Origin of the sequence: Curtobacterium sp. MCLR17_042 (assembly GCF_003234695.1) — a bacterium.
GTDB classification, from domain to species: Bacteria; Actinomycetota; Actinomycetes; order Actinomycetales; family Microbacteriaceae; genus Curtobacterium; species Curtobacterium flaccumfaciens.
Window position 1 is genome coordinate 1 of the sequence record NZ_QKTD01000016.1, and the last position, 24,317, is coordinate 24,317.

General features: G+C 70.5%; 21 protein-coding genes and 1 tRNA gene. 3 read left to right on the top strand and 19 right to left on the bottom strand.

Annotated elements, in window-relative coordinates; genetic code table 11:
• Both DEJ02_RS18540 and DEJ02_RS14745 read left to right on the top strand, forming a co-directional pair.
• A partial coding sequence (locus DEJ02_RS18540) for an Ig-like domain-containing protein (protein ID WP_111033587.1) occupies positions 1 to 2,149 on the top strand: 2,149 nt, incomplete at its 5' end.
• Between the two features lie 240 nt (positions 2,150 to 2,389).
• A complete protein-coding gene (locus DEJ02_RS14745) occupies positions 2,390 to 4,111 on the top strand; it encodes a class I adenylate-forming enzyme family protein (RefSeq protein WP_111033639.1) in 1,722 nt (573 codons plus the stop codon).
• A 67-nt stretch (positions 4,112 to 4,178) separates the two neighbouring features.
• Here DEJ02_RS14745 and DEJ02_RS14750 read toward each other — a convergent pair whose 3' ends face one another.
• From DEJ02_RS14750 to DEJ02_RS14820, 15 genes are all read right to left on the bottom strand, one after another.
• Positions 4,179 to 5,519 (bottom strand): threonine/serine exporter family protein, encoded by a 1,341-nt coding sequence (locus DEJ02_RS14750; protein WP_111033588.1) that lies wholly within the window; start codon positions 5,517 to 5,519, stop codon positions 4,179 to 4,181.
• 348 nt (positions 5,520 to 5,867) lie between these two features.
• Positions 5,868 to 6,164, bottom strand: a complete 297-nt coding sequence (locus DEJ02_RS14755; RefSeq protein WP_111033589.1) for a hypothetical protein — start codon at positions 6,162 to 6,164, stop codon at positions 5,868 to 5,870.
• Between the two features lie 99 nt (positions 6,165 to 6,263).
• Complete coding sequence (locus tag DEJ02_RS14760; RefSeq protein WP_375342368.1) at positions 6,264 to 7,409, bottom strand: tyrosine-type recombinase/integrase; 1,146 nt, start codon at positions 7,407 to 7,409, stop codon at positions 6,264 to 6,266.
• A 90-nt stretch (positions 7,410 to 7,499) separates the two neighbouring features.
• The gene (locus DEJ02_RS14765) at positions 7,500 to 7,937 is read right to left on the bottom strand and encodes an ImmA/IrrE family metallo-endopeptidase (protein ID WP_181440376.1); all 438 of its coding nucleotides are present in this window, start codon (positions 7,935 to 7,937) and stop codon (positions 7,500 to 7,502) included.
• Positions 7,927 to 8,202, bottom strand: coding sequence for a hypothetical protein (locus DEJ02_RS18545; RefSeq protein ID WP_181440377.1), 276 nt, complete (start codon positions 8,200 to 8,202; stop codon positions 7,927 to 7,929). The genes DEJ02_RS14765 and DEJ02_RS18545 overlap by 11 nt, the downstream gene beginning before the upstream one ends.
• Before the next feature lie 148 nt (positions 8,203 to 8,350).
• Positions 8,351 to 8,764: a hypothetical protein gene (locus tag DEJ02_RS14775; RefSeq protein ID WP_111033593.1), complete on the bottom strand. Its 414-nt coding sequence runs from the start codon at positions 8,762 to 8,764 to the stop codon at positions 8,351 to 8,353.
• A 99-nt stretch (positions 8,765 to 8,863) separates the two neighbouring features.
• Positions 8,864 to 9,058: a type II toxin-antitoxin system HicA family toxin gene (locus tag DEJ02_RS18790; RefSeq protein ID WP_375342369.1), complete on the bottom strand. Its 195-nt coding sequence runs from the start codon at positions 9,056 to 9,058 to the stop codon at positions 8,864 to 8,866.
• Positions 9,059 to 9,182: 124 nt separating this feature from the next.
• Entirely contained in the window at positions 9,183 to 9,506 is a 324-nt protein-coding gene (locus DEJ02_RS14780) for a type II toxin-antitoxin system PemK/MazF family toxin (protein WP_111033594.1), read from the bottom strand.
• Between the two features lie 449 nt (positions 9,507 to 9,955).
• Positions 9,956 to 10,029, bottom strand: a tRNA-Leu gene (locus DEJ02_RS14790).
• Between the two features lie 71 nt (positions 10,030 to 10,100).
• Complete coding sequence (locus DEJ02_RS14795) at positions 10,101 to 11,576, bottom strand: NAD(P)/FAD-dependent oxidoreductase (RefSeq protein WP_017886746.1); 1,476 nt, start codon at positions 11,574 to 11,576, stop codon at positions 10,101 to 10,103.
• A 41-nt stretch (positions 11,577 to 11,617) separates the two neighbouring features.
• Positions 11,618 to 12,166 carry a DUF501 domain-containing protein gene (locus DEJ02_RS14800; protein WP_071406119.1) on the bottom strand — a complete coding sequence of 183 codons (549 nt, stop codon included), beginning with the start codon at positions 12,164 to 12,166 and terminating at the stop codon, positions 11,618 to 11,620.
• A 75-nt stretch (positions 12,167 to 12,241) separates the two neighbouring features.
• Positions 12,242 to 12,775, bottom strand: coding sequence for a septum formation initiator family protein (locus DEJ02_RS14805; protein ID WP_111029598.1), 534 nt, complete (start codon positions 12,773 to 12,775; stop codon positions 12,242 to 12,244).
• Positions 12,776 to 13,115: 340 nt separating this feature from the next.
• Complete coding sequence (gene eno, locus DEJ02_RS14810; protein ID WP_027464494.1) at positions 13,116 to 14,399, bottom strand: phosphopyruvate hydratase; 1,284 nt, start codon at positions 14,397 to 14,399, stop codon at positions 13,116 to 13,118.
• A 123-nt stretch (positions 14,400 to 14,522) separates the two neighbouring features.
• The gene (gene hisS / locus DEJ02_RS14815; RefSeq protein ID WP_111033596.1) at positions 14,523 to 15,767 is read right to left on the bottom strand and encodes a histidine--tRNA ligase; all 1,245 of its coding nucleotides are present in this window, start codon (positions 15,765 to 15,767) and stop codon (positions 14,523 to 14,525) included.
• Between the two features lie 270 nt (positions 15,768 to 16,037).
• Complete coding sequence (locus DEJ02_RS14820; RefSeq protein ID WP_111033597.1) at positions 16,038 to 16,751, bottom strand: MazG family protein; 714 nt, start codon at positions 16,749 to 16,751, stop codon at positions 16,038 to 16,040.
• Between the two features lie 90 nt (positions 16,752 to 16,841).
• Here DEJ02_RS14820 and nhaA point away from each other — a divergent pair, with 90 nt between their 5' ends.
• Entirely contained in the window at positions 16,842 to 18,020 is a 1,179-nt protein-coding gene (nhaA, locus tag DEJ02_RS14825) for a Na+/H+ antiporter NhaA (protein WP_111033598.1), read from the top strand.
• 189 nt (positions 18,021 to 18,209) lie between these two features.
• On the opposite strand, the gene mfd is transcribed toward nhaA, so the two are convergent.
• The 4 genes from mfd to DEJ02_RS14845 all read right to left on the bottom strand — a co-directional run bounded on the left by mfd (position 18,210) and on the right by DEJ02_RS14845 (position 24,295).
• Complete coding sequence (mfd, locus tag DEJ02_RS14830) at positions 18,210 to 21,818, bottom strand: transcription-repair coupling factor (protein WP_111033599.1); 3,609 nt, start codon at positions 21,816 to 21,818, stop codon at positions 18,210 to 18,212.
• An 82-nt stretch (positions 21,819 to 21,900) separates the two neighbouring features.
• Entirely contained in the window at positions 21,901 to 22,485 is a 585-nt protein-coding gene (gene pth, locus DEJ02_RS14835) for an aminoacyl-tRNA hydrolase (RefSeq protein WP_017886754.1), read from the bottom strand.
• Positions 22,486 to 22,514: 29 nt separating this feature from the next.
• Entirely contained in the window at positions 22,515 to 23,138 is a 624-nt protein-coding gene (locus tag DEJ02_RS14840; protein ID WP_071405234.1) for a 50S ribosomal protein L25/general stress protein Ctc, read from the bottom strand.
• Between the two features lie 230 nt (positions 23,139 to 23,368).
• Positions 23,369 to 24,295 (bottom strand): hypothetical protein, encoded by a 927-nt coding sequence (locus DEJ02_RS14845; RefSeq protein WP_111033600.1) that lies wholly within the window; start codon positions 24,293 to 24,295, stop codon positions 23,369 to 23,371.
• Positions 24,296 to 24,317 lie beyond the last annotated feature (22 nt).

Consider the following 24,317-nt stretch of genomic DNA (forward strand, 5'->3'; position numbering starts at 1 on the left):
GCCGAGCCCCGGCCGGCCGGGCGCCCCGACGCCCACCCCCACGCGTCCCGCCGTTCGGCCCACCATCGCCGACCCGGGTGACGTCACGACGGGGACGACGCGCTTCCACGGCACCGGCACCCCCGGGCACACCGTCCGGGTGACCGGCCCGGCCGCGACGGGTTCGTCCGGGTGCACGACCCGGGTGGACCCGAACGGTTCCTGGGCCTGCCTCGGCACCGTCCGCTCCGGCCCGCAACAGGTCTTCACGGTGCGCGACCTCGTCGCCGCACTGCCCGTCGCGAGTGCACCGGCCTCGGACGTCATCGTCCCGCCGACCCTGGCGGCCGCCGGGCCCACCGGCGGAACGGTCTCCGGTACGGGGTACCCCGGATCGACGGTGCTGCTGTCGGTGTCCGGCTCCTCGGCCCAGCAGACCGCCCGGGTCGGTGCGGACGGCCGGTGGGTGGCCGCCCTCGGGTCGCTCGCCGACGGCCGGTTCACCGTCACCGCGTCGCAGACCGCCAGCACGGCGCGCGGCTACCGGTCGGACCTGCGGAGCGCGGCCTCCGCTCCCGTGACGATCACGGTCGACCGCACGGCGCCCGCCGCCCCGCGCATCACGACACCGGACGACGGCCAACGGATCGGCACCCGCTCGACGACGGTGTCCGGGACCGGTGAGCCGGGCGCCCGCGTGACCGTGTACGTCGACCGTGCGCCGGTGTGCGGCGTGGTGGTCGCGTCGGACGCCTCGTGGTCGTGCTCCACCGCGGGGTCGACGCTGCGCGCCGGAGGGCACCAGCTCACCGCGACGCAGCACGACGTCGCCGGCAACTACTCCCGGTCGTCGGCCGCCGTCCGGGTCACGGTGTGGTCCACCACCACGGCCCCGACCGCCACACCGACCCCGGGCGCCACGGACACCCCGGGGACGCCGGGCACGTCGACGCCGGGATCCGGCTCGACGGCGGGCACCCCCGGCGCGACCGGCCACGGTGGAACCGGCACCGGCACCGGCACGAACGCCGCCGGCCACGGGGGCGACGGCGGCAACGGCAACGGCAACGACGACGGCGGCGCAGCAGGCACCGCCAACGGCAACGGGTCCAACAACGGCGACGGCACCGGCACCGGCAGCACCCCGGCCGGCGTCGGCAGCGCCGGAGGCCACCCCGACTGGTCCGGCCCCGCCGGCGACTGGACCGCGGCGACCACCTACGACCGCACCGTCCCGACCATCCAGGCCGCGTTCTCGTGGAAGACCGTCCTGGTCGCCACCGCCGTCGCCGCCGGGTTCCTCCTGCTGATCGCCGCGCCGCTCGCCCTCGTGGCCGCGGTCACCCGGGGTCGCCTCCGCTCGCCCTTCGCCGGGCTGCTCGGCCGCAACCGCTCGCGGTCGGACCGCGCACGCGGCGACGACGTCCTGCCGACCTGGGCGTCGATCACCATCGCGGTGTCCGTCGCGGCGCTGTGCACCCTGCTCGGGGTGGGCGTCGAGCTCGAGGCCCGCTACGCCCGTCTGGCGATCGCCGTCCTCGCCGGGACCGGGGTCCTGACCGCCGCCGTCGTGTTCGCCACGCGGTGGGCAGCCGGCAGCGACCATCGAACCGTCGGGTTCCGGGTGTCGCCGTGGCTCGTGCTCGCAGCCCTCGTGGCGTGCGGCGTCACCCGCGCGGCGGACCTGTCCCCCGCACTCATCGTCGGGGTCGTCCTCGTGCCGTCCGTCCGCCCCGGTCTGGGGACCGGCCCACTCCGCCTCGGCACCGGGATCGCCACGAGCGCCCGGGGGGCGACCTGGCGGGTGCTGGCGCTGCTCGGACTCGCCGCGGCCGGCTGGGTGCTGCACAGCCTGCTCGCGGGCGGTGGCTTCTGGGTGTCGCTCGGGTCGGAGTTCGCCATCACGCTGTGCGTCGGCGGCCTCGGTGCCGTCGTCGCGACCCTGCTGCCCGTCGCGGGGTCCGCCGGCAGTACACTGCTCGCCGCATCCCGCGGTCGGTACGTCGCGCTCGCGGTCGTCGCCGTCGCGCTGACCACCGCGGTCTACTCGGGGACGACCGGCACGCACGCCGCACCGGCCCTGCTCGTCGGCATCGCCGCGGCCTGCGTGGCGGCCGCGATCGCGGCCCTGGTCTGGCTGCGCACCGACCGGCGCGCGGCCCGCGTCTGACCCGCGCCGGGCCTCCGGAGCGGCGCACCGCACCGCCCCCGGGACAGAAGACGCACTTCCGGGCCGGTTCGCGGGCAGCGGGCTAGTGTGACGATCGGTGCTGGTCGCACCGCACGGAGGACGTTCGCCGTCCCACACGGACGACCGACGCCGCACCGGACCAGCGGTGCAGCAGTGCCGCGCGACCGGTGCCCGCGCAGCACCGACGGTGTGCACCGCACGACCGCGGCAGGAGCGATGATGACCGACACCCGACCCGACCCGGAACCCCACACCGACACCCGACCCGACCCGGAACCCCGCACCGACACCCGGTCCGACTACGACGCAACGCGCTTCCGCGAGGTGTTCGAGGGCAGCTTCACCTACGCGAACGGCTTCGCCCGCAACACCCACCGCTTCGCCGGCCGACCCGCGCTGCGCGAGCCGGGGACGGACCGCTCGTGGACCTACGCCGAGCTCGGCGACGTCGTCGACCGGATCGCCGGGTGGCTCGTCCGGCACGGTGGCGGACGGGGTTCCGTCGTGATGGTCGAGCTGTTCAACTCACCCGAGTTCGCGATGCTCTACCTGGCCTGTCACCGCATCGGCGCGGTGTTCTCGCCGACGAACTTCCGGCTCGCCCCGGACGAGGTCGCGTTCATCATCGAGGACTCCGCACCCGCCGTCCTGGTGCACGACACCGAGCGGACGAGTGCGATCACCGCCGCGATCGAGTCCTCGCCGCACCGGCCGGACCAGGTCGTCCCGGTCGGCGGCGACCACGACCGGTTCGCCGAGCTGCTCGCGTCCGAGCCCGTCTCCCCCGAGGAACTCGCGGCGATCGGCCCGCGCAGCACCTACGACGAGTCCACTCGGCTCTACACCTCGGGCACCACCGGTCGTCCGAAGCCCGTCCCGCTGCCGAGCCTGGTCGAGGTGCTCAGCGCGCACGACGTGGTCATGCACTTCCCGCTCAGTCCGTTCGACAAGACGCTCAACATGTCACCGCTGTTCCACCGTGGCGGCCTGTACTCGGGCGGCCCGAACCCGGTGTTCTACGTCGGCGCGGAACTCACGACGCTGCGCCACTTCGACGCCGACCGGGTGCTCGACCTGGTCGAGTCCGAGCGCCTGACGTTCCTGATCGGGGCCCCGCCGAACCTGGTGCAGCTCGCCGACGCCCAGGAACGCCGGGCGCGGGACCTGTCGAGCCTCAACGGCATCGTCACGATGGGCGCACCGCTCGACCGTGCCGCGGCACTGCGGTACCAGGAGCTGCTGTCGCCCCGGATCTTCAACGGGTACGGCACCACCGAGACCTTCTGGAACACGTTCCTGCGCCCCGAGGACTTCCCGGACGGCGCCGGGTCCACCGGTCGCGCATCGACCGACGACGACGTCGCCGTCGTCCGCGTGCACGAGGACCGTCTGGCCGACCCGACCGACACGGTGGCGAAGGACGGCACCGAGATCGGTGAGTTCGCCGTCCGCACCGTGAAGTCCGGCTACTCGTACCGGAACCCCGGGCTCGAGGCCGAGAAGTTCGCGAACGGCTGGTTCTACCCGGGCGACCTCGCCACGTGGGACGAGCACGAGCGGGTGACGATCGTGGGCCGCAAGGACGACATGGTCATCTCCGGCGGTGAGAACGTGCACCCCGTCCAGGTCGAGGCGGTGCTGCAGGAGCACCCCGGGGTCGCCGACTCCATCGTGGTGGGCGTGCCGGACCCGCGGTGGGGCGAGGTCGTCACGGCGTACATCGTCCGTGCCGGCGACCGGCTGCCGGCCGACGACGCCGAGGCAGCGGCCGCGCTTGAGGAGTGGACCGGGTCCCACCCGGGCCTCGCCCGCTACAAGCGCCCGCGGCGGTACCGCTTCGTCACGGACGTCCCGTACAACGCCACCGGCAAGAAGGTGCACTACCTGGCGAAGGACACGGCCGCGGCGGACCAGGCAGCCGGCCGGCTGATCGAGCCGTAGCGGGCCCGGTACCCGGCCGGTGACGGCCTGGAGGCCCATGGCGGCGGCGCCACGGGCCTCCAGGCCGTCAGCTGGTCGCGTCGACCCCGCGCCGGGGCGCGTTGCGGGCGAAGAGGCCGGGCAGGAGCCCGCCGATCTTCGTCCCGATGCACAGGCTGACGAAGGTCGCGAGCGGGGTCGCGAGCGCCTCGGGGTCGAAGGTGGCCACCGCCACCAGCCCGACCGTCCCCGGCACGAGCAGCAGGAACGCCGGGAAGAACGACACCGTCGCCGGGATCGCCGGCACGAGCCGCTCGAGCAACCGGGTCGCGACGAACAGCAGCGCCGCTGCGGCCCCGGTCGCGACGACGCTGCCCCAGAGCGGCGTCGTCGTGCTCACCACGGCGTAGGCGGTGACCATGACCGCCACCGACACGAGCGTCAGGCGCCACCCGGACCGGAACACCAGACCGAGCCCGACCGCGAGCACCACGACCGCCACCCACGACACCCAGTACGCCGGCACGGACTCCCAGCCGGCCAGGTCGGTGCCGACCCCCGCGACCTCGCCGACGAGCGCCGCCGACGACGGGTCGACGTGCAACCCGGTCAGGGCGCTGCCGGACGCGATGCCGGCGGCCATGAAGCCGAGCATGATGAGGCCCTGCACCAGCCGCGACGACCCGGTGACGATGTCCGCGGCGGTGAGTTCGAGCAACGCGTTGGTGATGAGCGCGCCGGGGACGAACACCGCGACCGGGGCGCAGACCGCGAAGAGCGGGACCTGCTCGAACCCGGTGCCCGCGGCGACCAGGCCGACGATCGCCGTCGACACGAACGCGGCCAGGAACGGGATGATCGCCACGGCCTCGCGGAAGCGCCGGAGGACCAGTCCGATCACGCCGACCAGGCCGCCGACGACGAGCGCCAGGACGATCGCCCACCAGGGGCAGCGGAAGACGACGGCCAGGCCGGCCGAGGTCAGGGCGTTGCCGAGGATCCACGGCAGCGCGGGCGGTGGGACGGTGCCGGCCCGGATGGCCCGGACGCGGGCGGGGATCTCGGCGAGGGCGATGGAGCCGCTCTCGAGCCCGAGCACGACCCGGTTGGCGCGGGCGGCCTGGCGGGACGACAGTTCGACGCCCTCGGCGTTGACGATGGTGGCGGCGCCCGTCGAGACCTCGCTCACCATCACCAGGGCGGGCAGGACCCCGATCGCGAGCGTCGGTCCGACCCCGGCGGCGTCCCGGGCCTTCTCGAGCGCCGACCGGACGTCGGTGACGGAGCTGCCGGCGTCCAGGAGGAGGGCTCCGAGGGTGCCGAGGAGCATGCCGACCGGGACGCTCTCGCCGTCGACGACCTCGACGTGGGCTTCCGGTCGGCGGAGGGCGTTCTGCAGGTTGGCGAGTGCGCTTCCGAGTCCGACCACGATCGTCGATGCTACTGGGCGTGCGGGCTCGGCCGCGCGTGGTCTGGTCTCGTACGGCCGCCGAGTCTCGGCGGTGCGGACAGAACTCGCGTCGTGACCGGCGCGAACTGTCCGCTCGCCCGAGTCTCGGCGGTACCCCCGGTGGGACTCGAACCCACAACTCAGCGAATAGGGACGGACTATCCCGTCACTTCCCCCATGTATCCCGGAAGTACGTCTAACCAGGACTTTTTCGGACCTTCACTGCCCCCGCTGTCCTCTGTCATCCCGGAGAATCCCGAGCAAAGCGGAGGATAAGCGGTAGCTATGGGACAGACAACGCTAACCCCCATGCCCGTCATCGATCGATCACTCCGCGTCGGTTGCGAAGTAGTCGGGTGCCATGTTCCCCAGGCGGTCGTCTTCCGTGCCGGTGACGTCTCGGAGGAAGACGTGTCGGCCAACCGCAAAGTAGCCGTGCTTGTCCTGGCTGTACCAAACGTCTTCCACGCGGGCACGGATGCCGCCTTGCCCCGGCTGGATGACTCCGTCCCCGCGCTCGAGCGGCACGTGGTAGTAGTCGTCCTGCCAAGCCACCCGCCCGTCGACCCAGTACGTGTTGGTGAAGGGGTAATGCGCTTCGACGCGCGTCTGGTCGTTATCCATGCCGCGATCCTAGTCAGGCGGCTGGGTCGCTACGCCCGGCTGTCGGGCGTTGTCGGGTAGACCGTCTGAGCGGGCCAGAAGCGTCGCGGCATGCTCTGCTCAGCCATCAGGTCGGACACCAGACCACTCATGCCCTGCAGGTACTGCTGCGCGCTCACGGGCACGGGCACGTCGGTCACGCGCTCTCCCCGAACTGGGAGAGAATGTCGCGGACGTCGGGACCCAGGTACTCGCGTGCCGCGTAGAACTTGCGGGTGACCGCGGAGTTGGCGTGCCCCAACTGAGCGCCCGCTTCCTCAATGTCCGAGCCGTCACGGATGGCGGTGCAACGGTCTTGCGGAACGTCTTGGGTGTCACCCAGTCCGGGTAGTCGTTCGCCAGCTTGAACTCGCGCCACTGCCGGCGCACGTTGGCTGGCGATCGGAGCGTGCCGGTCGAGGACGGGAACACCCAGTCCGTGTAGGCGCGCTCGCGACGTCGAACGAGCATGGCCCACGCGAACGGCGGCAGCTGCAGTCGACGGAACGACGAGTCGGACTTGGGGCGTTCCTGGCGGATCAGCCCCACGTCGTCAAGCTGCACCGCGGTGGCCTGAATGGTGACGGTCGGCACGTCCACGTCAAGGTTCAGGTCAGACCACTTGAGCGCGACGAGCTCGCTGGTACGCATGCCCGTGCCCAGCAGCATGTCGATCGGTTCGGCAAGGTCCGTGGTCCGCACGCGGGCCGCCCCGTCCTTGCCCGTATCCCAAGCCACCAGGTCGACGCGCAGCTTCTGCACCTCTGCCAGCGTGACGACACGGACTTCCTTGCGCTCCATGTGCACGGACTGCGCTTCACGCACGGGGTTGGTTGCGAACGCACCGCGACGAACCGCCAGAGAGAACATGCTGTTGAGGACCACACGGGCCGTCTTCGCTGCACCGGGGCCGCGTCGGGTCGACAGGGTTTCGATCACGCGGTCAATCACGGGGACCGTCGCTTCACGGAGGCGCACGCCACCGACCGCAGGCAGCACGTTAGTCTGCAGTGACCGCTTGTACTGCTGCACCGTGGTCTGCGCGCGCCCCAGCTTCTCGAGCACGGTGACCCACTGCGCGGCAAGATCAGCGATCTTGCTGTCCGCGGTCAGGTCGGATCCATGAGTGCGCACACGGTCGCGCAGGTGCTCGACCAGGGCGTCTTCGGCTCGACGGCCGGTAGCCCCCCTGGCGTGCAACCTTGCGGGTGACGCCGTCGAAGTCACGGAAGCGGGCGCTCGCCGTCCACTTGTTCGGACCCTGTTGGGTCCGGCTGATCGATCCCCAGGTGCCGAGCACCAATGTTGGACGTGCCATTAGCCAACCCTTCTATGCCCAGCATACGTCCGATCACTAATTCGATTGAGAATGTGGCGACGGAATGCCTTCACAATGTCGACGGTGACGCAGAGGTCATCTGCGATTGCATGCACGTCCGCGTTGAACATCTCGCAGCGTGCGTACTCAATGGGATCGATTAAGAGCGATGCAGCGAACGCATCAGCCTGGCGCTCAATGGCGCTCGCCATCCCAAGATCACAGGTGTGCCCGTAGTAGACGTGGCCGAGCTCGTGAGCGATGACGGAGCGCCGCTCGAATGGCGTCAGTCGCAAGTCTGCGTAGACGCGCTCTTCCAGGGGGTTGTAGCAGCCGATCATGTTCCCCGGAAGGTGTGCGTGGGTGATTCGCACTCCCAGTTCCCCAGCCACCAGTGCTGGCGAGCCCCGTCGCGTTCGGTCGGGATCATTCTGCATGCGGTTCGTCCACCTTCCTGACACCCCGCTTCGCTGCGAGGCCATACGCCGCCTGACGTTCCCTGGCATCCGGCGCGACGTCGAAGTCTTCGTCGTCGTCATCCACGGTCGCCGCTACGTCTGACACTTCCTCGCTCTTCCAAGCGGGGTGGTTCTCGTCGACCGGCTGGTTCAGCACGCCGTCCTGGTCCTCGAGCGCGCGCGCCAGGATCTCTTTGGCCAGCTCAATGTCCGTGAAGCGCCGCAGCTGCAGCAGTCTTGGCATGACCATGCCCGACGGGATTTCCGCAACGTCCAGGTAGCGCTGCGCTTCACTTCGGCCGAATGAGGCTCAACGCTTCACACCACAACGCAAAACTGCCCCCGCCAGGACGGTGGGGGCAGTTCCTTTGACTTAGCGTCAAGCGTGTGAATTAGACGAGGGCGGCTCCCGAGTGCTCACGGTTCGCGCCCGACGCTAACTGCTGAGCTCGCTGATGAGACACCTCGAGCACCAGACCGATTTCGCGGTACGTCAGCCCGTCCTCTTTCAGTACGGCAGCAGACAGAGCGGACTCTAGTGCTGCCTTCGCTTGAATGCGGGCGGCTTCCTCTCGAAGCGCACGCGCCTGCTTGACATGTTCCTTGGCGTTGCTGGGGATGACGATGTCAACGGCGAGGTCGAAGGAATCTTCCTCGACCTCGGTCGTTAGAGCGACCATGTCACGCGCCGTTTCCTCGACCTCGGTAAGACGAGTTGCCTGGGTAAAGCCGACACCTGGAACGTCGATGGCCCAGAACTTGCCCTCTCGGTGCACGTGCACATCGTACGTGGTGCGGTTCGCCATGATGTTGCCTCCTGGCTGTGGTGTGGTGGGGTCCGTTGGTTATGAAGCGAAGCGGACGAAAAGTGTGTAGGTGAGTCGGGCCGGGAGGCCCCGGGGTTGTTACCCCAGGGCCTCGTCCACCTGATTCAATATTTGCTTGGCCGTGTAGTCGTTCACCTCCCGATGCCGTGGGATCGGGATAGATGTTCCGTTGACCTTCCAGATTTCGTGCTTCCCTTGCCTGTGGAGGTGGCAGTCCTTGCCACGTTCCGCCGCACGAGTCTGGATCTCTGTTAGCAACTTCGTCCGCTTCATGTGTTCAGTCTAGACCGGGGTTGCCGTGCATGTCAATCCCGCTATTGCCTAAGCTCCGGAGGGGTAATCCGGGTACATCAACGCCCCCGCGGACAGGCCAACGGGGGCGTTTGCAGCGGTTCGGCTAGGACAGCCCTAGGGCGGCTTTCAGTCCAGCGTTGACCGAGTCCATCGCGCGCTGCGACAGTGCGCCTAGCCGGCGGGGGTTGTCCTCTGGGTACATCCGCACAATGTCGTCACAGACCACAGCACCCTGCACACACTCGTTTCGAGGCAGCACAGCCCACGAGGGATGGGGCTTCGGCGTAGTCGTCGTCACTCGGACGACCAGGGCGTCTTCGAAGCCACGGTTTCGCCCGTTGTTCGACACGACTACCCAATATTTCTCTTCACCAACGTCCGGGAAGTTCGCCGCGTAGACCTCTCCGCGGTAGAACTGCCCCGTCACGCGTGGTGAGCGGGGCGCGGTGCGTCTCTACGAGAGCGGAGGGCGGCGCGGAACTCAGCTTCCCCAGGCTGAGCGGCGAACTCGGCATACGTCGAGGCCGTGGCGTCTTCCTCAAGCGCCTCGAGCTCCCGAGTGCGTACAACCGTGAACTTGAACGGGAACAGTGCGCTGAGTCGGCGTAAGCCGCTGTAGCGCTGCACGCGGTGGCTGCCAGTAAGCATGGCCATGCGATCCTCCTTCGGTTCGGTCTGCCCGTCGGCAGTCCTCCCACCCTGAATGGTGGTCGCGTCAATCATGCAACACCACGCTGGCAAACACCAGGGGGCAACGGTGGCCACCAGCGGTCACCCGGGGCTACCCGAGGCCACCTGTCACAGATACCGCACTCCAAAGCGGAGGATAAACGGTGACTGGGGAGCCTCCGTCGTGGAGACTCCCCAGTGCTGGCGTACCCCCGGTGGGACTCGAACCCACAACTCAGCGATTTTAAGTCGCGTGCCTCTACCGATTGGGCCACGGGGGCGGGCCGCAACAGCCTACCGATGCGCGAAGGCGGCCACCCTTCGCAGGTGACCGCCTTCGTGACGAGTGGTGCTACTTGGCGTCGGCCGGGGCCGTCACCGGCTCGGGGGCGTTGGAGACGTCCTTCGCGGGTTCGCCGTAGACGGGACCGGCGGCACCGGCGACCTTGCCCTCTTCCGGAGCCGGGGCTGCGGCGGGCGCGGCCGGGGCCTCGGCAGCGGGCTTCGGACGGGACGCGAACGCCTCGAACGCGGCGCGGGGGGTCTCGCGGTCGTCGAGCGACACGATGTCGCGGCCCAGGAAGAAGCCACCGACCCAGTCGCCGATGACGCGCCACTTGCGCTCCCACGACGGCATGGCCAGGCCGTGGTAGCCGCGGTGGGCGCCCCAGGCCAGGAAGCCCTTCATGGCGAACTTGCCGGACTGGAACACACCGGTGCCGAGGCCGAGACCCGCGACGGCGCCGAGGTTCTCGTGCTTGTAGTCGGTCGTCGCCTCGCCACGGATGGTCGCCACGACGTTCTTCGCGAGCTGCTTGGCCTGGCGCACGGCGTGCTGGGCGTTCGGCACGCAGAACCCGCCGACACCGCCACCGGTCAGGTCCGGCACGGCTGCGACGTCGCCGCAGGCCCATGCGTCGGCGATCACGCCGTTGTCGTCGACCACGCGCAGGTCGGGCTGGACGCGGATGCGGCCACGCTGCTCGAGCGGGAAGTCGGTGCCCTTGACCATCGGGTTCGCCATGACGCCGGCGGTCCAGATGATGAGGTCGGACGGGATGGTCTCGATCGCGCCGTCGCTCGTCTTGAGCTCGCAGACGCCACCCACGGCCGAGGCCAGCTGGGTCTCGAGGTGCACGGTCGCGCCACGCTCGGCGAGGTTCTTGAGCACCCAGTGCGAGGTCTCGAGGGAGACCTCGGGCATGATGCGGCCCATCGCCTCGACCAGGTGGAAGTGCGTGTCGTCGAAGGACAGCTGCGGGTGGCTCTTCAGCAGGTCGGTGACGAAGGAGCGGAGCTCGGCGAACACCTCGATGCCGGCGAAGCCACCACCGACGACGACGACGGTGAGCAGGCGGTCGCGCTCGGGACCGGCCGGCAGGTTCGCCGCCTTGTGGAAGTTGCTGAGGATGCGGTCACGGATGGACGCGGCTTCCTCGATGGTCTTGAGGCCGATGGCCTCGTCCGCGACGCCCGGGATCGGGAACGTGCGCGACACCGCACCGGCCGTCATGACGATCTGGTCGTAGGACTCCTCCCACGCCTCGCCCTCGGTCGGGGTGATCGTCGCCGTCTTGGTGGCGTGGTCGACCTTGGTGACCTTCGCCGTGACGACGCGGGTCTTCTTGAGGTGACGACGGTGCGCGACGACCGCGTGACGCGGCTCGATGGAACCGGCGGCGACCTCGGGCAGGAACGGCTGGTACGTCATGTACGGCAGCGGGTCCACCATGACGACCTCGGCTTCGCCCTGGCGAAGGTGCTTCTCGAGCTTCCATGCGGTGTAGAAACCGGCGTAACCGCCGCCGACGACGAGGATCTTGGGCACGGGGGATGATCTCCTTGGATGGGGGGTGTGCGGGAGTCGGGTCAGACTTCGCCGCCACCCGCCCCGACTCCAGCGTCTGCACCGTCATCATACGCCCGGCACTCACACCGGGAGGGCGACCAGTCCGCGCGCTCGAGCGCGAGGTCGCCGATGGGGTTGACGCCGGGTCCGGCGGCGAGGGCGTGGCCGACGAGGGCGTGCAGGCACTTCACGCGGGTGGGCATGCCACCGGCGCTGATGCCGTCGATCTCGTCGACGTGTTCGATCGACTCGCGATCGGCCAGGTAGGACTCGTGGGCCGCGCGGTACTGCGCGGCGACTTCGGGGTCCTCGAGCAGGGCTGCCAGCTCGGGCATCACCTGGTTGGCCTCGAGGGTGCTGACCGCAGCGGTGGCCGCGGGGTGGCACAGGTAGTAGAACGTCGGGAACGGGGTGCCGTTCGACAGCCGGGGCTTCGTGGAGACGACGGTGGGGTTGCCACAGACGCAGCGTGCCGCGATCCCGATGACGTCACGTGCCGGTCGGCCGAGCTGCGCCGACACGACCTGGACGTCGCGGTCGGAGGGCGGGTCGAAGGGAGGGGTCGTCACGGGAACGTGAGCCTACCGGAGAAGCGGAACCCCTCGCACCGTTGGGCCGGACGGCTCCGCGCCCCGCGGTTCGGACTACTTGCTGTCGCCCGTGCCGGAGACGTCGGGGGCGACGAGGTCGGCGGCACGCTCGTCCGTCAGTCCGGACTGCAGTACCGACGAGAGCATCGCCTGCACCCAGTCGACCTTGGGCGTCTGCACCTTCGCACTCACGGGGGTGCCGGAGTCGGTGGTGGGGGTCTTCTCGGCCCGCTTGTCCTCGGTGCCCATCACGAGGTAGCTCTCCTCGCCCGGGTACACGTAGAGCAGCCGGTCGCGGGCCTGCGCCTCGATGTACGCCGGGTCGTCCCAGCGTGCGACGTCCTGCTTCTTCTGCGTGACGTCGGCCTTCTGGCTCGCGACCTCCTGCTGCTGCTGGGCGATCTGCTCCTGCTGCTGGATGAGCGTCCGGAGCGACGGCGCGAGCACCACCACGAACAGCACGATGATCGCGAGCATGAGCAGGCTGAACCCGGAGAAGTGGATCGAGCGGTACCAGGGCTGCGCGGGCGTGCTGCCGTCGGGCATCGCCACGGGGACGCGGCGGACGCGGGGCTTCTGGCTGGGCACGGTCCGACGATAACCCGGCACGGCCGGTCGGTGCGCCCGGCACGCGGCCGTTCGGCGCCCTCTCAGCGTCTCGCGTCGTCCGGGTGAGGCAGCCGGGAGGCACGGCTCCGGCCCGTCCGTCCGCCCCGCACCCGGAGTGGTCACCACACACCGCCCGGTGCACGTCCGGTGGTCACGTCCTGTCGGCCGGGCCCGGGCCAACCGACGACTCGTGACCACTCGACGCAGCGCGCGCGGCACGTCCCGACCGCTCGGCATTCCGGGGCGGCACAGACGACGAGACGCCGTCCTCCTGGAGGAGGACGGCGTCTCGGTGGTGCGGGTACTGCTGAGCGGCTGGTTACAGCGACGCGGCGCGCGGGAAGGCCGAGCGACCGGCGTACACCGCGGCGTCGCCGAGCTCTTCCTCGATGCGGAGCAGCTGGTTGTACTTCGCGACGCGGTCCGAGCGGGCCGGGGCGCCGGTCTTGATCTGACCACCGTCGACCGCGACCGCGATGTCCGCGATCGTGGTGTCCTCGGTCTCGCCGGAGCGGTGCGACAGGATCGAGGTCAGGCCGTGACGGTGCGCGAGCGAGACCGCGTCGAGCGTCTCGGTGAGCGTGCCGATCTGGTTGACCTTGACGAGGATCGAGTTCGCGGCCTTCTCGTCGATGCCCCGCTGCAGACGCTTCGGGTTGGTGACGAACAGGTCGTCGCCGACGATCTGGACCTTGTCGCCGAGCTCGGCGGTCAGGTGCGACCAGCCTTCCCAGTCATCCTCGGCCAGCGGGTCCTCGATGGTGACGAGGGGGTAGTTCGCGACGAGCTCGGCGAAGTAGGAGGTGAACTCCTGGCTCGAGAGCTGCTTGCCCTCGAACTGGTACTTGCCGTCCGAGAAGAACTCGGTGGACGCGACGTCGAGGCCGACGGCGATGTCCTTGCCGGGCGTGTAGCCGGCCTTCTCGATCGCGGTGAGCAGGAAGTCGAGCGCGGCACGGTTCGACGCGAGCTCCGGCGCGAAGCCGCCCTCGTCGCCGAGGCCGGTGGCCAGGCCCTGCTTCTTCAGCTCGCCCTTGAGGGCGTGGTAGGTCTCGACGCCCCAGCGGAGTGCCTCGGAGAAGGACTCGGCGCCGTAGGGCACCAGGAAGAACTCCTGGATGTCGACGTTGGTGTCCGCGTGGGCACCGCCGTTGACGACGTTCATCAGCGGGACGGGCAGCGTGTGCGCATTCGGGCCGCCGAGGTAGCGGAAGAGCGGCAGGTCGACCGAGTCGGCTGCGGCACGGGCCACGGCGAGCGAGGCACCGAGGATCGCGTTCGCGCCGAGGCGGGACTTGTTCTCGGTGCCGTCGAGCTCGATGAGCGCGGCGTCGACGAGGCGCTGGTCGGTGGCGTCGAAGCCCTCGAGCGCCGGGCCGATCTCGTCGAGGACGGCGTCGACGGCCTTGAGCACGCCCTTGCCGCCGTAGCGCGAGGCGTCGCCGTCGCGCAGCTCGTACGCCTCGAACGCGCCGGTGGATGCACCGGACGGGACGAGCGCGCGGGACACGACGCCGTCGTCGAGGAGGACCTCGACCTCGACCGTCGGGTTGCCTCGGGAATCGAGGACTTCGCGTGCGCCTACGGCATCGATCAGGGCCACGGGGTACTCCCTACACATTGGTTGTGGTGATTGCGGTGTCGATCCTAGCGAGCGGAGGTGAACACGACGTCGGCCGTGACGCCCCGCTGTGGACGAGTCCGTGCTGGAACGAGGACTGGGTGCTCAGTCGAGCGGGCGGAACTCGACGCCCTCGAGCGACGCGGTGTCCGCCGAGACGGTCGCGAACGCCGTGAAGCCCTGGGCGGCGAGGCCGGCGAGCAGGTTCTTGGTGTTCTTCGTGCGGCGCTCGAGCCGGACGCGCCGGTGGGACGCCAGCGCCTCGGTCTTCAGCGCGGCGAGCCGGACCGGGTCGACGTCCTTGTCGTACACGAGCACGACGGCGTCGGCCTCGGCGGACTCCGGGAGGGTCACGAGGTCGACGAGCCGCTCGAACCCGAGCGAGAACCCGACCGCGGGGACGTCCTGCCCGAGGAACCGGCCGATCATGCCGTCGTACCGGCCGCCGCCACCGAGGCTGTAGCCGAAGTCGGGGTGCGCGACCTCGAAGATCGTGCCCGTGTAGTACCCCATGCCGCGCACGAGCGTCGGGTCGAAGCGCAGGTCCACCCCTGGGAGCGCCTCGCGCAGGCGGAGCAGGTCGGCGAAGGCCTCGGCGTCGAGCCACGGTGCCCCCTCGACGGACGTCCAGTCGGCGGCCTCGAGCGCACGGATGGTGTCCTCGAGCCCGGGCAGGTCGGCGCCCACGGTGCTGCGGAGTTCCGCCGCGATGCCGTCCGCACCGATCTTGTCGAGCTTGTCGATCGTGATGAGCGCGCGGTCGGCGGCGGCGGGCTCGGTGATCCCCCACGACGCGAGGAGCGCCAGCAGGATCCGGCGGTCGTTGATCCGGATCGTCGTGCCGCGGACCCCGAGGGCGTCGAGGGCCGCGGTCGTCGCGCGGATGAGCTCGATCTCGGCGAGCTGCCCGGGCTCCCCCAGGATGTCGATGTCGCACTGCACGAACTGGCGGTAGCGGCCCTTCTGCGGGCGCTCGGCACGCCAGACCGGCGCGATCTGCACGGACCGGAACACCGACGGCAGCTCCGCACGGTGCGAGGCGTAGAACCGGGCCAGCGGGACCGTCAGGTCGAACCGGAGACCGAGGTCGGCGAGGTCCAGCGGCGCTTCGGCCGCCTGCAGGTCTTCGGTGGTCAGCCCGCGCTTCATCACCGCGAACGCCAGCTTCTCGTTGTCGCCGCCGAGCCCGGAGTGCAGCCGCGCAGCGTCCTCCACCACCGGGGTCTCGATCTCGTCGAAACCGTGCCGCGAGTAGACGTCCCGCACGACACCGAGCACGTGCTCGCGCCGGGCCTTGTCCGCCGGGAGGAAGTCACGCATGCCACGGGGTGCCGTCACGGTCGTTGCCATGCGGTCAATTCTGGCAGACGGGCGTCTCCGGCTTGCGCGCCTGCCGACCCACTGGCATACTGCATGCAGAACCTCGGTCCGGATTGTGCCTGATCCACGCTCCGGACCGATTCGCGGGGCGACGTGCTGCAGTGCGTCCCGCGGTTCGAGCGGGCTTCCCTGTCGGCCCCTCTCCCTGGTGGAGCCGACGCCCGCTCACGGGCGCCCTCTCTTTTTCGGGTTGGGAGGGCGCCCGTTCTCCCCTGCCCGTAGCGATCTCCCGACCGGGGATCACTCCGCAGCCCGACCGGCTTCCTCGAGCGCCGACACCGCGGCACGCAGACTCGCGACCGCGTCCACCCCGCGTCCCGCCGCAGCCGCGACCTCCCCGAGCACCGCTCGCCCCCACTCGGCGTCGACCGTCCCCACCCCGTCGTCCGCAGCGGGCGCGGCGGACGCAGCGGGCGCGGCGGACGCACCACGGGCCTCCGGGCCGACGCCGGAACCGGCCCCGACGACGGACGCTACGACCGCGTCGGCGTCCCCACGCTCCTCCAGGCGTTCCAGCAGCTTCACCGCGCGCTCCAGCGGCGGCATCGCCCGCGGCACCCCGTCGAACGCACTCCGCCGGCTCGCCTTCTCGGCCGCCTTGGCCGCACGCCAGACCCGCACGACGTCCTCGACGGTGTCCGCCGTCTCGTCGCCGAACACGTGTGGGTGCCGCCTGGTCATCTTGTCCCGGACCCCGGCGGCGACGTCCTCGAGGGTGAAGTCCCCCGCGCGGGCGGCGATCCCCGCGTGCAGGACCACCTGGTAGAGCAGGTCGCCGAGTTCCTCGCGGACGTCGTCCGGGTCGCCGTCGTCGATGGCGTCGACGAGTTCGTACGACTCCTCGACGGCGTAGCGGGCGAGCGAGGCGTGGGTCTGCGCCCGGTTCCAGACGCACCCACCGTCCTCGGCGAGCAGGCGGTCGACGACGGTCACGAGGTCCGGTACGGCGGTCATCACGTCATCGTGCCACCCGCGTAGACTGGTCGTGGTGTGTCGGGAAGTCTGGTCGACGGACACTCACCCGACCCCTCGAGACGGAGATCCATGTCGTCCCTCGTCCGCTCCCCCCGCTTCAGCGCCATCGCGCTCCTCACCGCCGCCGTGCTCGGCCTGGTCGTGGCGAACTCCCCGATCGGCCCCGGCCTCGAACGGCTGCTCGACGCGCACCTGCCGCTCGGTGCCCTCGGCCTCGACCTGTCGATCGCGCACTGGATCAGCGACGGTCTGCTCGCGGTCTTCTTCCTGCTCGTCGCGATCGAGCTGAAGCAGGAACTCGTCGACGGCGAGCTGTCGAACCCCAAGACCGCGATCATCCCCGCCATCGCGGCGGTCGGCGGCGTGCTCGTCCCGGCCGGCATCTTCCTGCTCGTCACCGCGGGCACGCAGTACACGCACGGCTGGCCGATCCCGACGGCGACGGACATCGCGTTCGCGCTCGGGGTGCTCGCGATGTTCGGTCGCGGGCTGCCGAGCGGCATCCGGGTGTTCCTGCTCGCGCTGGCCGTGCTCGACGACCTCATCGCGATCATCATCATCGCCGTGGTGTTCGCCCACGACACCGACTTCCTGGCCCTCGCCGGTGCCGTCGTCACCCTCGCGGCGTTCTGGCTGCTCGGCCGGATGCTCCGTCCGGGGCGCAGCGGGCAGACGCTCGTCATCGTGGCGATGGTCGTGGTCGGGCTCCTGACCTGGTGGCTCGTCTACCACTCCGGTGTGCACGCCACCATCGCCGGCGTCGCCCTCGGGCTCGTGCTGCCCCGCCGCCCGGGCCACACCCTGCACGAGAACGTCGAGCCGTGGTCGAACGCCATCGTGCTGCCGGTGTTCGCGTTCGCGTCGGCCGCCGTCATCATCCCCTCGGTCGGCATCAGCGAGCTCTCCCCCACGTTCTGGGCGGTCGTCCTCGCGCTGCCGGTCGGCAAGGTGATCGGCATCACGCTGTTCGGCACGATCGCCACGCGGATCTTCCGCTCGCCCGGCCGCTCGTCGCTGTCGTTCTTCTCGATCATCACCGTCGGTGTGCTCGGCGGGATCGGGTTCACGGTGTCGCTGCTCATGAACGAGCTGGCGTTCGCCCGCAACGAGGAGATCCTCGACGAGGGCGTCCTCGCCGTGCTCGTCGGCTCGGGCATCGCCATCGTCGCGTCGGCGGTCGTAGTCACCCTGCGGGCGCGGGCGTACCGCGCGCGCCGCGAGCTGTCCGAGGCCGAGGACACCGAGTAGCGGGTCGCGGGCGGCGGCGCAGCCGACGCGGAACGACAGAGTCGACGTCGTACGACGTCGACTCTGTCGTTCCGCATCAGCGAACGCGTGGTTCGTCGCGAACGGCGTGCGCGCCGTGGACGTGGCCGATGACGGCCTGGAGGCACGGTGCGGGCCCGCACCGTGCCTCCAGACCGTCTCCGCTCGCGTCTACGCGGCCGGTGCCTCTGCGGGGGTCGTCGCCCCGTAGACGGCGGTGAGGATGCTCTCCACCCACTGGATGAGGGCGTCGTCCGGCAGCGCCTGGTCGTGCGGACGCGGCATCGGGATGCTCGTCGCGTTCTGCTGCGGGAACCAGCGCGCACCCGGGAACATGCGCTTCAGGCGCACCTGCGACGAGTCGGCGAGCTCCTTGCCGGCGACCCGCAGGTTCGAGCCCATCACCACGACGTCGGACAGGCCGACCTGCTGCGCCATGCGACGGAGGCGGGAGACCTCGACCAGGGTCTGCACGGCCTGGGGCGGCTGCCCGTAGCGGTCGGTGAGCTCGTCGAGCACCATGTCGATCGCGTTCGGCTGCGCCGTCGGGGCCGAGGCCGCCGAGAGCTTCTGGTACGCCTCGAGCCGGAGTCGCTCGGACTCGACGTAGTCCTCGGGGATGTGCGCGTCGACGGGGATCTCGAGCCGGAGCTCGGTCTGTCCCTCGGCGACGTCGCCACGGAACTGCGACACCGCCTCGCCGATCATCCGCAGGTACAGGTCGAAGCCGACGCCCGCGATGTGGCCGGACTGCTCCCCGCCGAGCAGGTTGCCGGCCCCGCGGATCTCGAGGTCCTTCATGGCGACCTGCATGCCCGCGCCGAGTTCGTTGTTCGCGGCGATGGTCTCGAGTCGGTCCTGGGCGGTCTCGGACAACGGCTTCTCGGAGTCGTAGAGGAAGTACGCGTACCCGCGCTCCCGCCCGCGACCGACACGTCCGCGCAGCTGGTGCAGCTGCGACAGGCCGTACTTGTCCGCCTTGTCGATGATGAGCGTGTTCGCGTTCGCGATGTCCAGACCGGTCTCGATGATCGTCGTCGAGACGAGGACGTCGAAGCGGCGCTCCCAGAAGTCGACCATGACCTGCTCGAGGGCGGTCTCCGACATCTGCCCGTGCGCCACGGCGATGCGCGCGTCCGGCACGATCTCGGCCAGGTGCGCGGCGACCGACTGGATGTCCTTCACGCGGTTGTGCACGTAGAACACCTGGCCCTCGCGCAGCAGCTCGCGGCGGATCGCCGCCGCCACCTGCAGGTCGGACTGCGGGCCGACGAAGGTCAGGATCGGGTGGCGGTCCTCGGGCGGGGTGGCGAGGGTGGACATCTCGCGGATGCCCGTGACCGCCATCTCGAGCGAGCGCGGGATCGGGGTCGCCGACATCGCCAGCACGTCGACGTTCGTCTTGAACTTCTTGAGCTGGTCCTTGTGCTCGACGCCGAACCGCTGTTCCTCGTCGATGATGACGAGCCCGACGTCCTTGAAGGTGATGCCCTGCGACAGGATCCGGTGGGTCGCGATGACGATGTCGACCGTGCCGTCGGCGAGCCCGGCGATCGTCTCCTTCGACTCCTTCTCGGTCTGGAACCGGCTCAGGGCGCGCAGGTGCACGGGGAACCCGGCGAAGCGCTCCTGGAACGTCTCCATGTGCTGGCGGACGAGCAGGGTCGTCGGGACGAGCATGACGACCTGCTTGCCGTCCTGCACGGCCTTGAACGCGGCACGGATCGCGACCTCGGTCTTGCCGTAGCCGACGTCGCCGGACAGCAGGCGGTCCATCGGGATCGGGCGTTCCATGTCGCGCTTGATCTCGTCGATCGTGGTGAGCTGGTCGGCGGTCTCGGCGAACGGGAACGCCTCTTCCAGCTCGCGCTGCCACGGGGTGTCCGGACCGAACGCGTGCCCCTTCGACGCCATGCGCGCCGAGTACAGCTTGACCAGGTCGACGGCGATGTCGCGGACGGCCTTGCGGGCCTTCGACTTGGCGGCGGACCAGTCCGAGCCGCCCATCTTCGACAGGGTCGGGGACTCGCCACCGACGTAGCGCGACAGCTGGTCGAGCTGGTCGGTCGGCACGAAGAGCTTGTCGCCCGGGTAGTTGCGCTTCGACGGCGCGTACTCGAGCACGAGGTACTCGCGCTGGGTCTTCACGGCGTTCCGGCCGCCGCTGGAGACCTCGCGGCTGACGAGCTCGACGAACTTGCCGATGCCGTGGGTCGCGTGCACGACGACGTCGCCCGGCTTGAGCTGCAGCGGGTCGACGACGTTCTTGCGGCGGCTCGCGAGCTTCTTGACGGTGCGGGCGCCCTGCTGGACGCTGCGGCCGTAGAACTCCGCCTCGCTCAGGACCGCGATGCGGGGGTCGGGGATCGCGAAGCCGTGCTCGACGGTCGCGGTCGTCACGACGGCGAACCCCGGCTCGGGCGGCGCGTCGACCGCTGCGGCACGGGCGGCGACCCCGGCGTCGGCGAGCACCTGCACCGCCCGCTCGACGAGGCCCTGGCCCTGCGCGGTCACCACCACGGCCCACCCGTCGTCGGTCAGCGACTTGACGTGCGCGATCGCCCCGTCGGCGCTGCCGGCGAAGCTCGGCACCGCCTCGGCCCGGACGCGGATGTACTCGCCGGCCTCGGCAGCGGCCTCGGCGTCGGTGAGGACGCGCTCGGTGTCCCCTTCGTCGAGGCCGGAGTCGAACGGCGACACCGTCCACCAGGTGCGCTGGCCGCGGGTGTTCTTGAGCTGCTGCACGGTCAGGAAGTTGCCCGCGTCGAGGTCGATCGGTGCCTGGGCACCCGCGACCGCTGCGCTCCAGGCCGCCTGCAGGAACTCGGTGTTCGTCTCGGCGAGGCTGTTCGCGCGGCCGTTCACCCGCTCGGGCGAGAACACCGCGATGGTGGCGTCGTCCGGCAGGTAGGAGGTCATCGGCACGAGGTCCTGCACGAGCGCCGGAGCGAGGGACTCCATGCCCTCGACCGGGATGCCCTCGGCGATCTTCGCGAGCATCTGCGACAGGTTCGGGAACTCGTGCAGCATCTCGCGCGCCCGCTGCCGGACGTCGTCGCTGAGCAGGAGTTCGCGCGAGGCGGTCAGCTCGACCGAGCCGAGGTCGTCCTCGGTCGTGCGCTGGTCGGCGACGGAGAACGCCTTGATCGCCTCGATCTCGTCGCCGAAGAAGTCGACGCGTGCCGGGTGGTCGGCCGTCGGCGGGAAGACGTCGAGGATGCCACCGCGCACCGCGAACTCACCACGACGGGTGACGAGGTCGACGCGCGAGTAGGCGAGGTCCACCAGCTTGGACGCGATCGCCGCCAGGTCGTTGCCCCGCGAGTCGGTCCGCAGCACCACGGGCGCCAGGGACGTCAGGTTGCTCGCGATCGGCTGCAGCGCGGCGCGGACGCTCGCGACGACGATGGTCTGGCGACGCTCGGCCGGGTCCGCGGCCTGCCACGCCGCGAGCTTCCGGAGCGTCGCGATGCGCGTGCCGACGGTCTGGGCACTCGGGCTGAGGCGTTCGTGCGGCAGGGTCTCCCACGCCGGGAACTCGAGCACGTCGGCGTCGGGGACGTAGCTGCCGAACGCTTCGCGGACCGCCTCGGCCTCACGCCCGGTCGCCGTGATGACGAGGACGCACTGCGGGCCGTTGCGCTCGGCGAGCAGCGCGCCGAGCAGCGGCACGCGCAGGCCGTCCACGACGGAGAAGTCGGCGTCGCGCGGTGCGGCGCGCAGCACGCGATCGAAGGCGGAGGCGCGCGAGAGCGCAGGGATGATGCCCGAGATCGTCACTCAGGAGATGGTACCGGCCGCCACCGACACCGGCCGCGACGTGCGCGACGGGCGAACAGCGCCGACGCCCGGCACGGAGCGCTCAGGACGGAGCGTGCACGCGCTGCTGTGCGGCGAGCAGCCCGACCTCGGCGATCGCCTCGACCGCGTCGGCGGCATCGGCCAGCAGGATCGGCAGCGTCTTCTTCTCGGCTGCGGAGAAGTCACGCAGCACGTAGTCGGCCGGGTCCTGCCGACCGGGCGGACGACCGATGCCCACCCGGACGCGCATGAACTCGTTCGTCCCGGTGGCCTTGATGATGTCGCGCAGCCCGTTGTGCCCGCCGTGCCCGCCACTGCCCTTCAGGCGGACGGTGTCGAACGGCAGGTCGAGCTCGTCGTGCACGACGACGAGGTCGGCCGGTGTGGCGCTGTAGAACCCGAGCACCGAGGAGACCGGTCCGCCCGAGGTGTTCATGAACGACCCGGGCTTCGCCAGCACGAGTCGTGTGCCGCCGGGCACCAGGCGCCCCTCGGCGACCTGGTTCGGCGTCTTGTGCTTCTTGAACGTCGCTCCCATGCGGGACGCGAGTTCGTCGAGGACCATCTGGCCGACGTTGTGGCGGTTGCCCGCGTAGTCGGGCCCGGGGTTCCCGAGCCCGACCACCACGAGGATGTTGTCCGTCACAGCGTCGACCAGATGTCTTCGAAGGGGTGTTACTCGGAGTCCGCGGCGCCCTCGGCACCCGACTCGGCACCGGCCTCGGCCGAGGCCTCGTCCGCAGCGTCGTCGTCAGCGGTGCCACGCGGGGTGACGATCGCGACGACCAGCGCCTCGGGGTCGGTCTCGAGCTCGGCGCCCTCGGGGAGCTCGAGCTGCGCGGCGTGGATCTGCACGCCGTCCTCGAGGCCCTCGACGTTCACGGAGACGTGCTCCGGGATGTCGGTGGCGAGCACGAGCAGCGAGATCGTGTTGAGGTCCTGCACGTGGATGGTGCCGGAGAAGGACTCGCCCTCGATGACGACGGGCACGTCGACCGTGACCTTCTCGCCGCGGCGGAGGACCACGAGGTCGATGTGCTCGATGATCTGGCGCACCGGGTCACGCTGGACGTCCTTAACGAGGGCGAGCTGCGCAGCACCCTCGATGTCGAGGTCGACGACCGCGTTGGCGGTACGGACGAGCAGCATGGTCTCGTGACCGGGCAGCGAGATGTGCTTCGGCTCGGTGCCGTGGCCGTAGACGACCGCGGGGATCTTGTCGGCCGCGCGGAGCTTGCGAGCAGCGCCCTTGCCGAACTTGGTGCGGACTTCCGCTGCGAGCTTGGTGTAGTCGGCCATGGTGCCTCCTGGTGTCGGGGACGACGCCGGGGTGCCGGCATCGTGGGGGTCTGTGGTGTTGCAACTCGAACGCGTGCACGCGTGAGGAACGATCCCAGGGTCTTGCCGGGTATCCCACCGCGTCGATCACGGCCGCGCGTACGCAGCCCTCGCCGAAGTCAGGGACTGAGTCTAGCAGGACCGTCCGGGCGTGTCGTCCCGTGATCTGCCCGCTCCGGCTGCGACGACGCTCAGCGGCCGACCTCCCGCCGGTGCTCCTGCGCGGCGTGCAGGACGTCCCGCGCACGGTCGCTCGCCGCCTCTGCGTCGTCGCGGGCTGCCTCGAGCCGGGCGATCTCGGCCTCGGCCTGCTCGAGGGCACGCTGGAGCTCCGCGCGGCGCTCCTCCGCCTGTTCGAGATCGGCCTCGGCGGTGTCGAGTGCTGCGTCGGCGTCGCGGGACTCCGTGCGCGCTGCGGTCTCGGCCTGGCGCGCGGCCTTCCGGTCGGCGGCCGGGTCGCGCTTCGGTTCGGGTTCGGCGTCCGGCTCCGGCTCCGGCTCCGGCTCCGGCTCCGGGGCGTCGCGCTGCGCGGGCCTGGAGGCGCGGCTCGCCTTCCGCGCACCCCTCGCCTGGGAGATGGGGATGGGTGGGGCATCGCTGCCGGACCAGGCATCGGGCACCGCGTCCGGATCCGCGAGCGCCCCGTCGAGGTCGACCGCGTCGAACCCCACGCTCTCGAGCGCCGTCACGAGCAGCCCCGACCGGACGGCCGCGCCGGCGTGCGGGTCCGCCATCGCCGCCTCGATCGTCGACCGGACCTGCTCGAGCACCCCCGGGGTGACGGGGTGTCCGGCGTCGGACGCCAGGTCCGCACCGGCCTGTGCGAGGGCGTCGACGACCTCGGTGCGCTGCCGACGGAGGGTCCGGATCGCGTCGGGGTCGGCGTCGGCCTGGGCCTTGCGGAGTGCCGGTCCGAGGTCGACGGCGTCGTCGAGGGCACCGTCGTGGGCGAGCAGGTCGATCACCCAGGCGGCCGGTGAGGGCTTCCGGAGCTTCCCGATCTCGGTCGCGAGGGCACGGTCGTCCTGCCGCACCGCGCGCTGCCGTGCGGTGCGCTCGGCGACGAAGTCCTGCGGCGCGACGAGCAACAGCTCCCTGGCGACGTCCGCGAACTCCATGCCACCACTGTGCCCTCCACGG

Excerpts from the sequence above, each read along its gene's own strand:
- DEJ02_RS14745 (WP_111033639.1), top strand. The coding sequence starts at position 2,390 with ATGACCGACACCCGACCCGACCCGGAACCCCACACCGACACCCGACCC.
- DEJ02_RS14755 (WP_111033589.1), bottom strand. The coding sequence starts at position 6,164 with ATGGATAACGACCAGACGCGCGTCGAAGCGCATTACCCCTTCACCAAC.
- DEJ02_RS14765 (WP_181440376.1), bottom strand. The coding sequence starts at position 7,937 with ATGCAGAATGATCCCGACCGAACGCGACGGGGCTCGCCAGCACTGGTG.
- DEJ02_RS18545 (WP_181440377.1), bottom strand. The coding sequence starts at position 8,202 with ATGCCAAGACTGCTGCAGCTGCGGCGCTTCACGGACATTGAGCTGGCC.
- DEJ02_RS14775 (WP_111033593.1), bottom strand. The coding sequence starts at position 8,764 with ATGGCGAACCGCACCACGTACGATGTGCACGTGCACCGAGAGGGCAAG.
- DEJ02_RS18790 (WP_375342369.1), bottom strand. The coding sequence starts at position 9,058 with ATGAAGCGGACGAAGTTGCTAACAGAGATCCAGACTCGTGCGGCGGAA.
- hisS (WP_111033596.1), bottom strand. The coding sequence starts at position 15,767 with ATGGCAACGACCGTGACGGCACCCCGTGGCATGCGTGACTTCCTCCCG.
- DEJ02_RS14820 (WP_111033597.1), bottom strand. The coding sequence starts at position 16,751 with ATGACCGCCGTACCGGACCTCGTGACCGTCGTCGACCGCCTGCTCGCC.
- nhaA (WP_111033598.1), top strand. The coding sequence starts at position 16,842 with ATGTCGTCCCTCGTCCGCTCCCCCCGCTTCAGCGCCATCGCGCTCCTC.
- DEJ02_RS14840 (WP_071405234.1), bottom strand. The coding sequence starts at position 23,138 with ATGGCCGACTACACCAAGCTCGCAGCGGAAGTCCGCACCAAGTTCGGC.
- DEJ02_RS14845 (WP_111033600.1), bottom strand. The coding sequence starts at position 24,295 with ATGGAGTTCGCGGACGTCGCCAGGGAGCTGTTGCTCGTCGCGCCGCAG.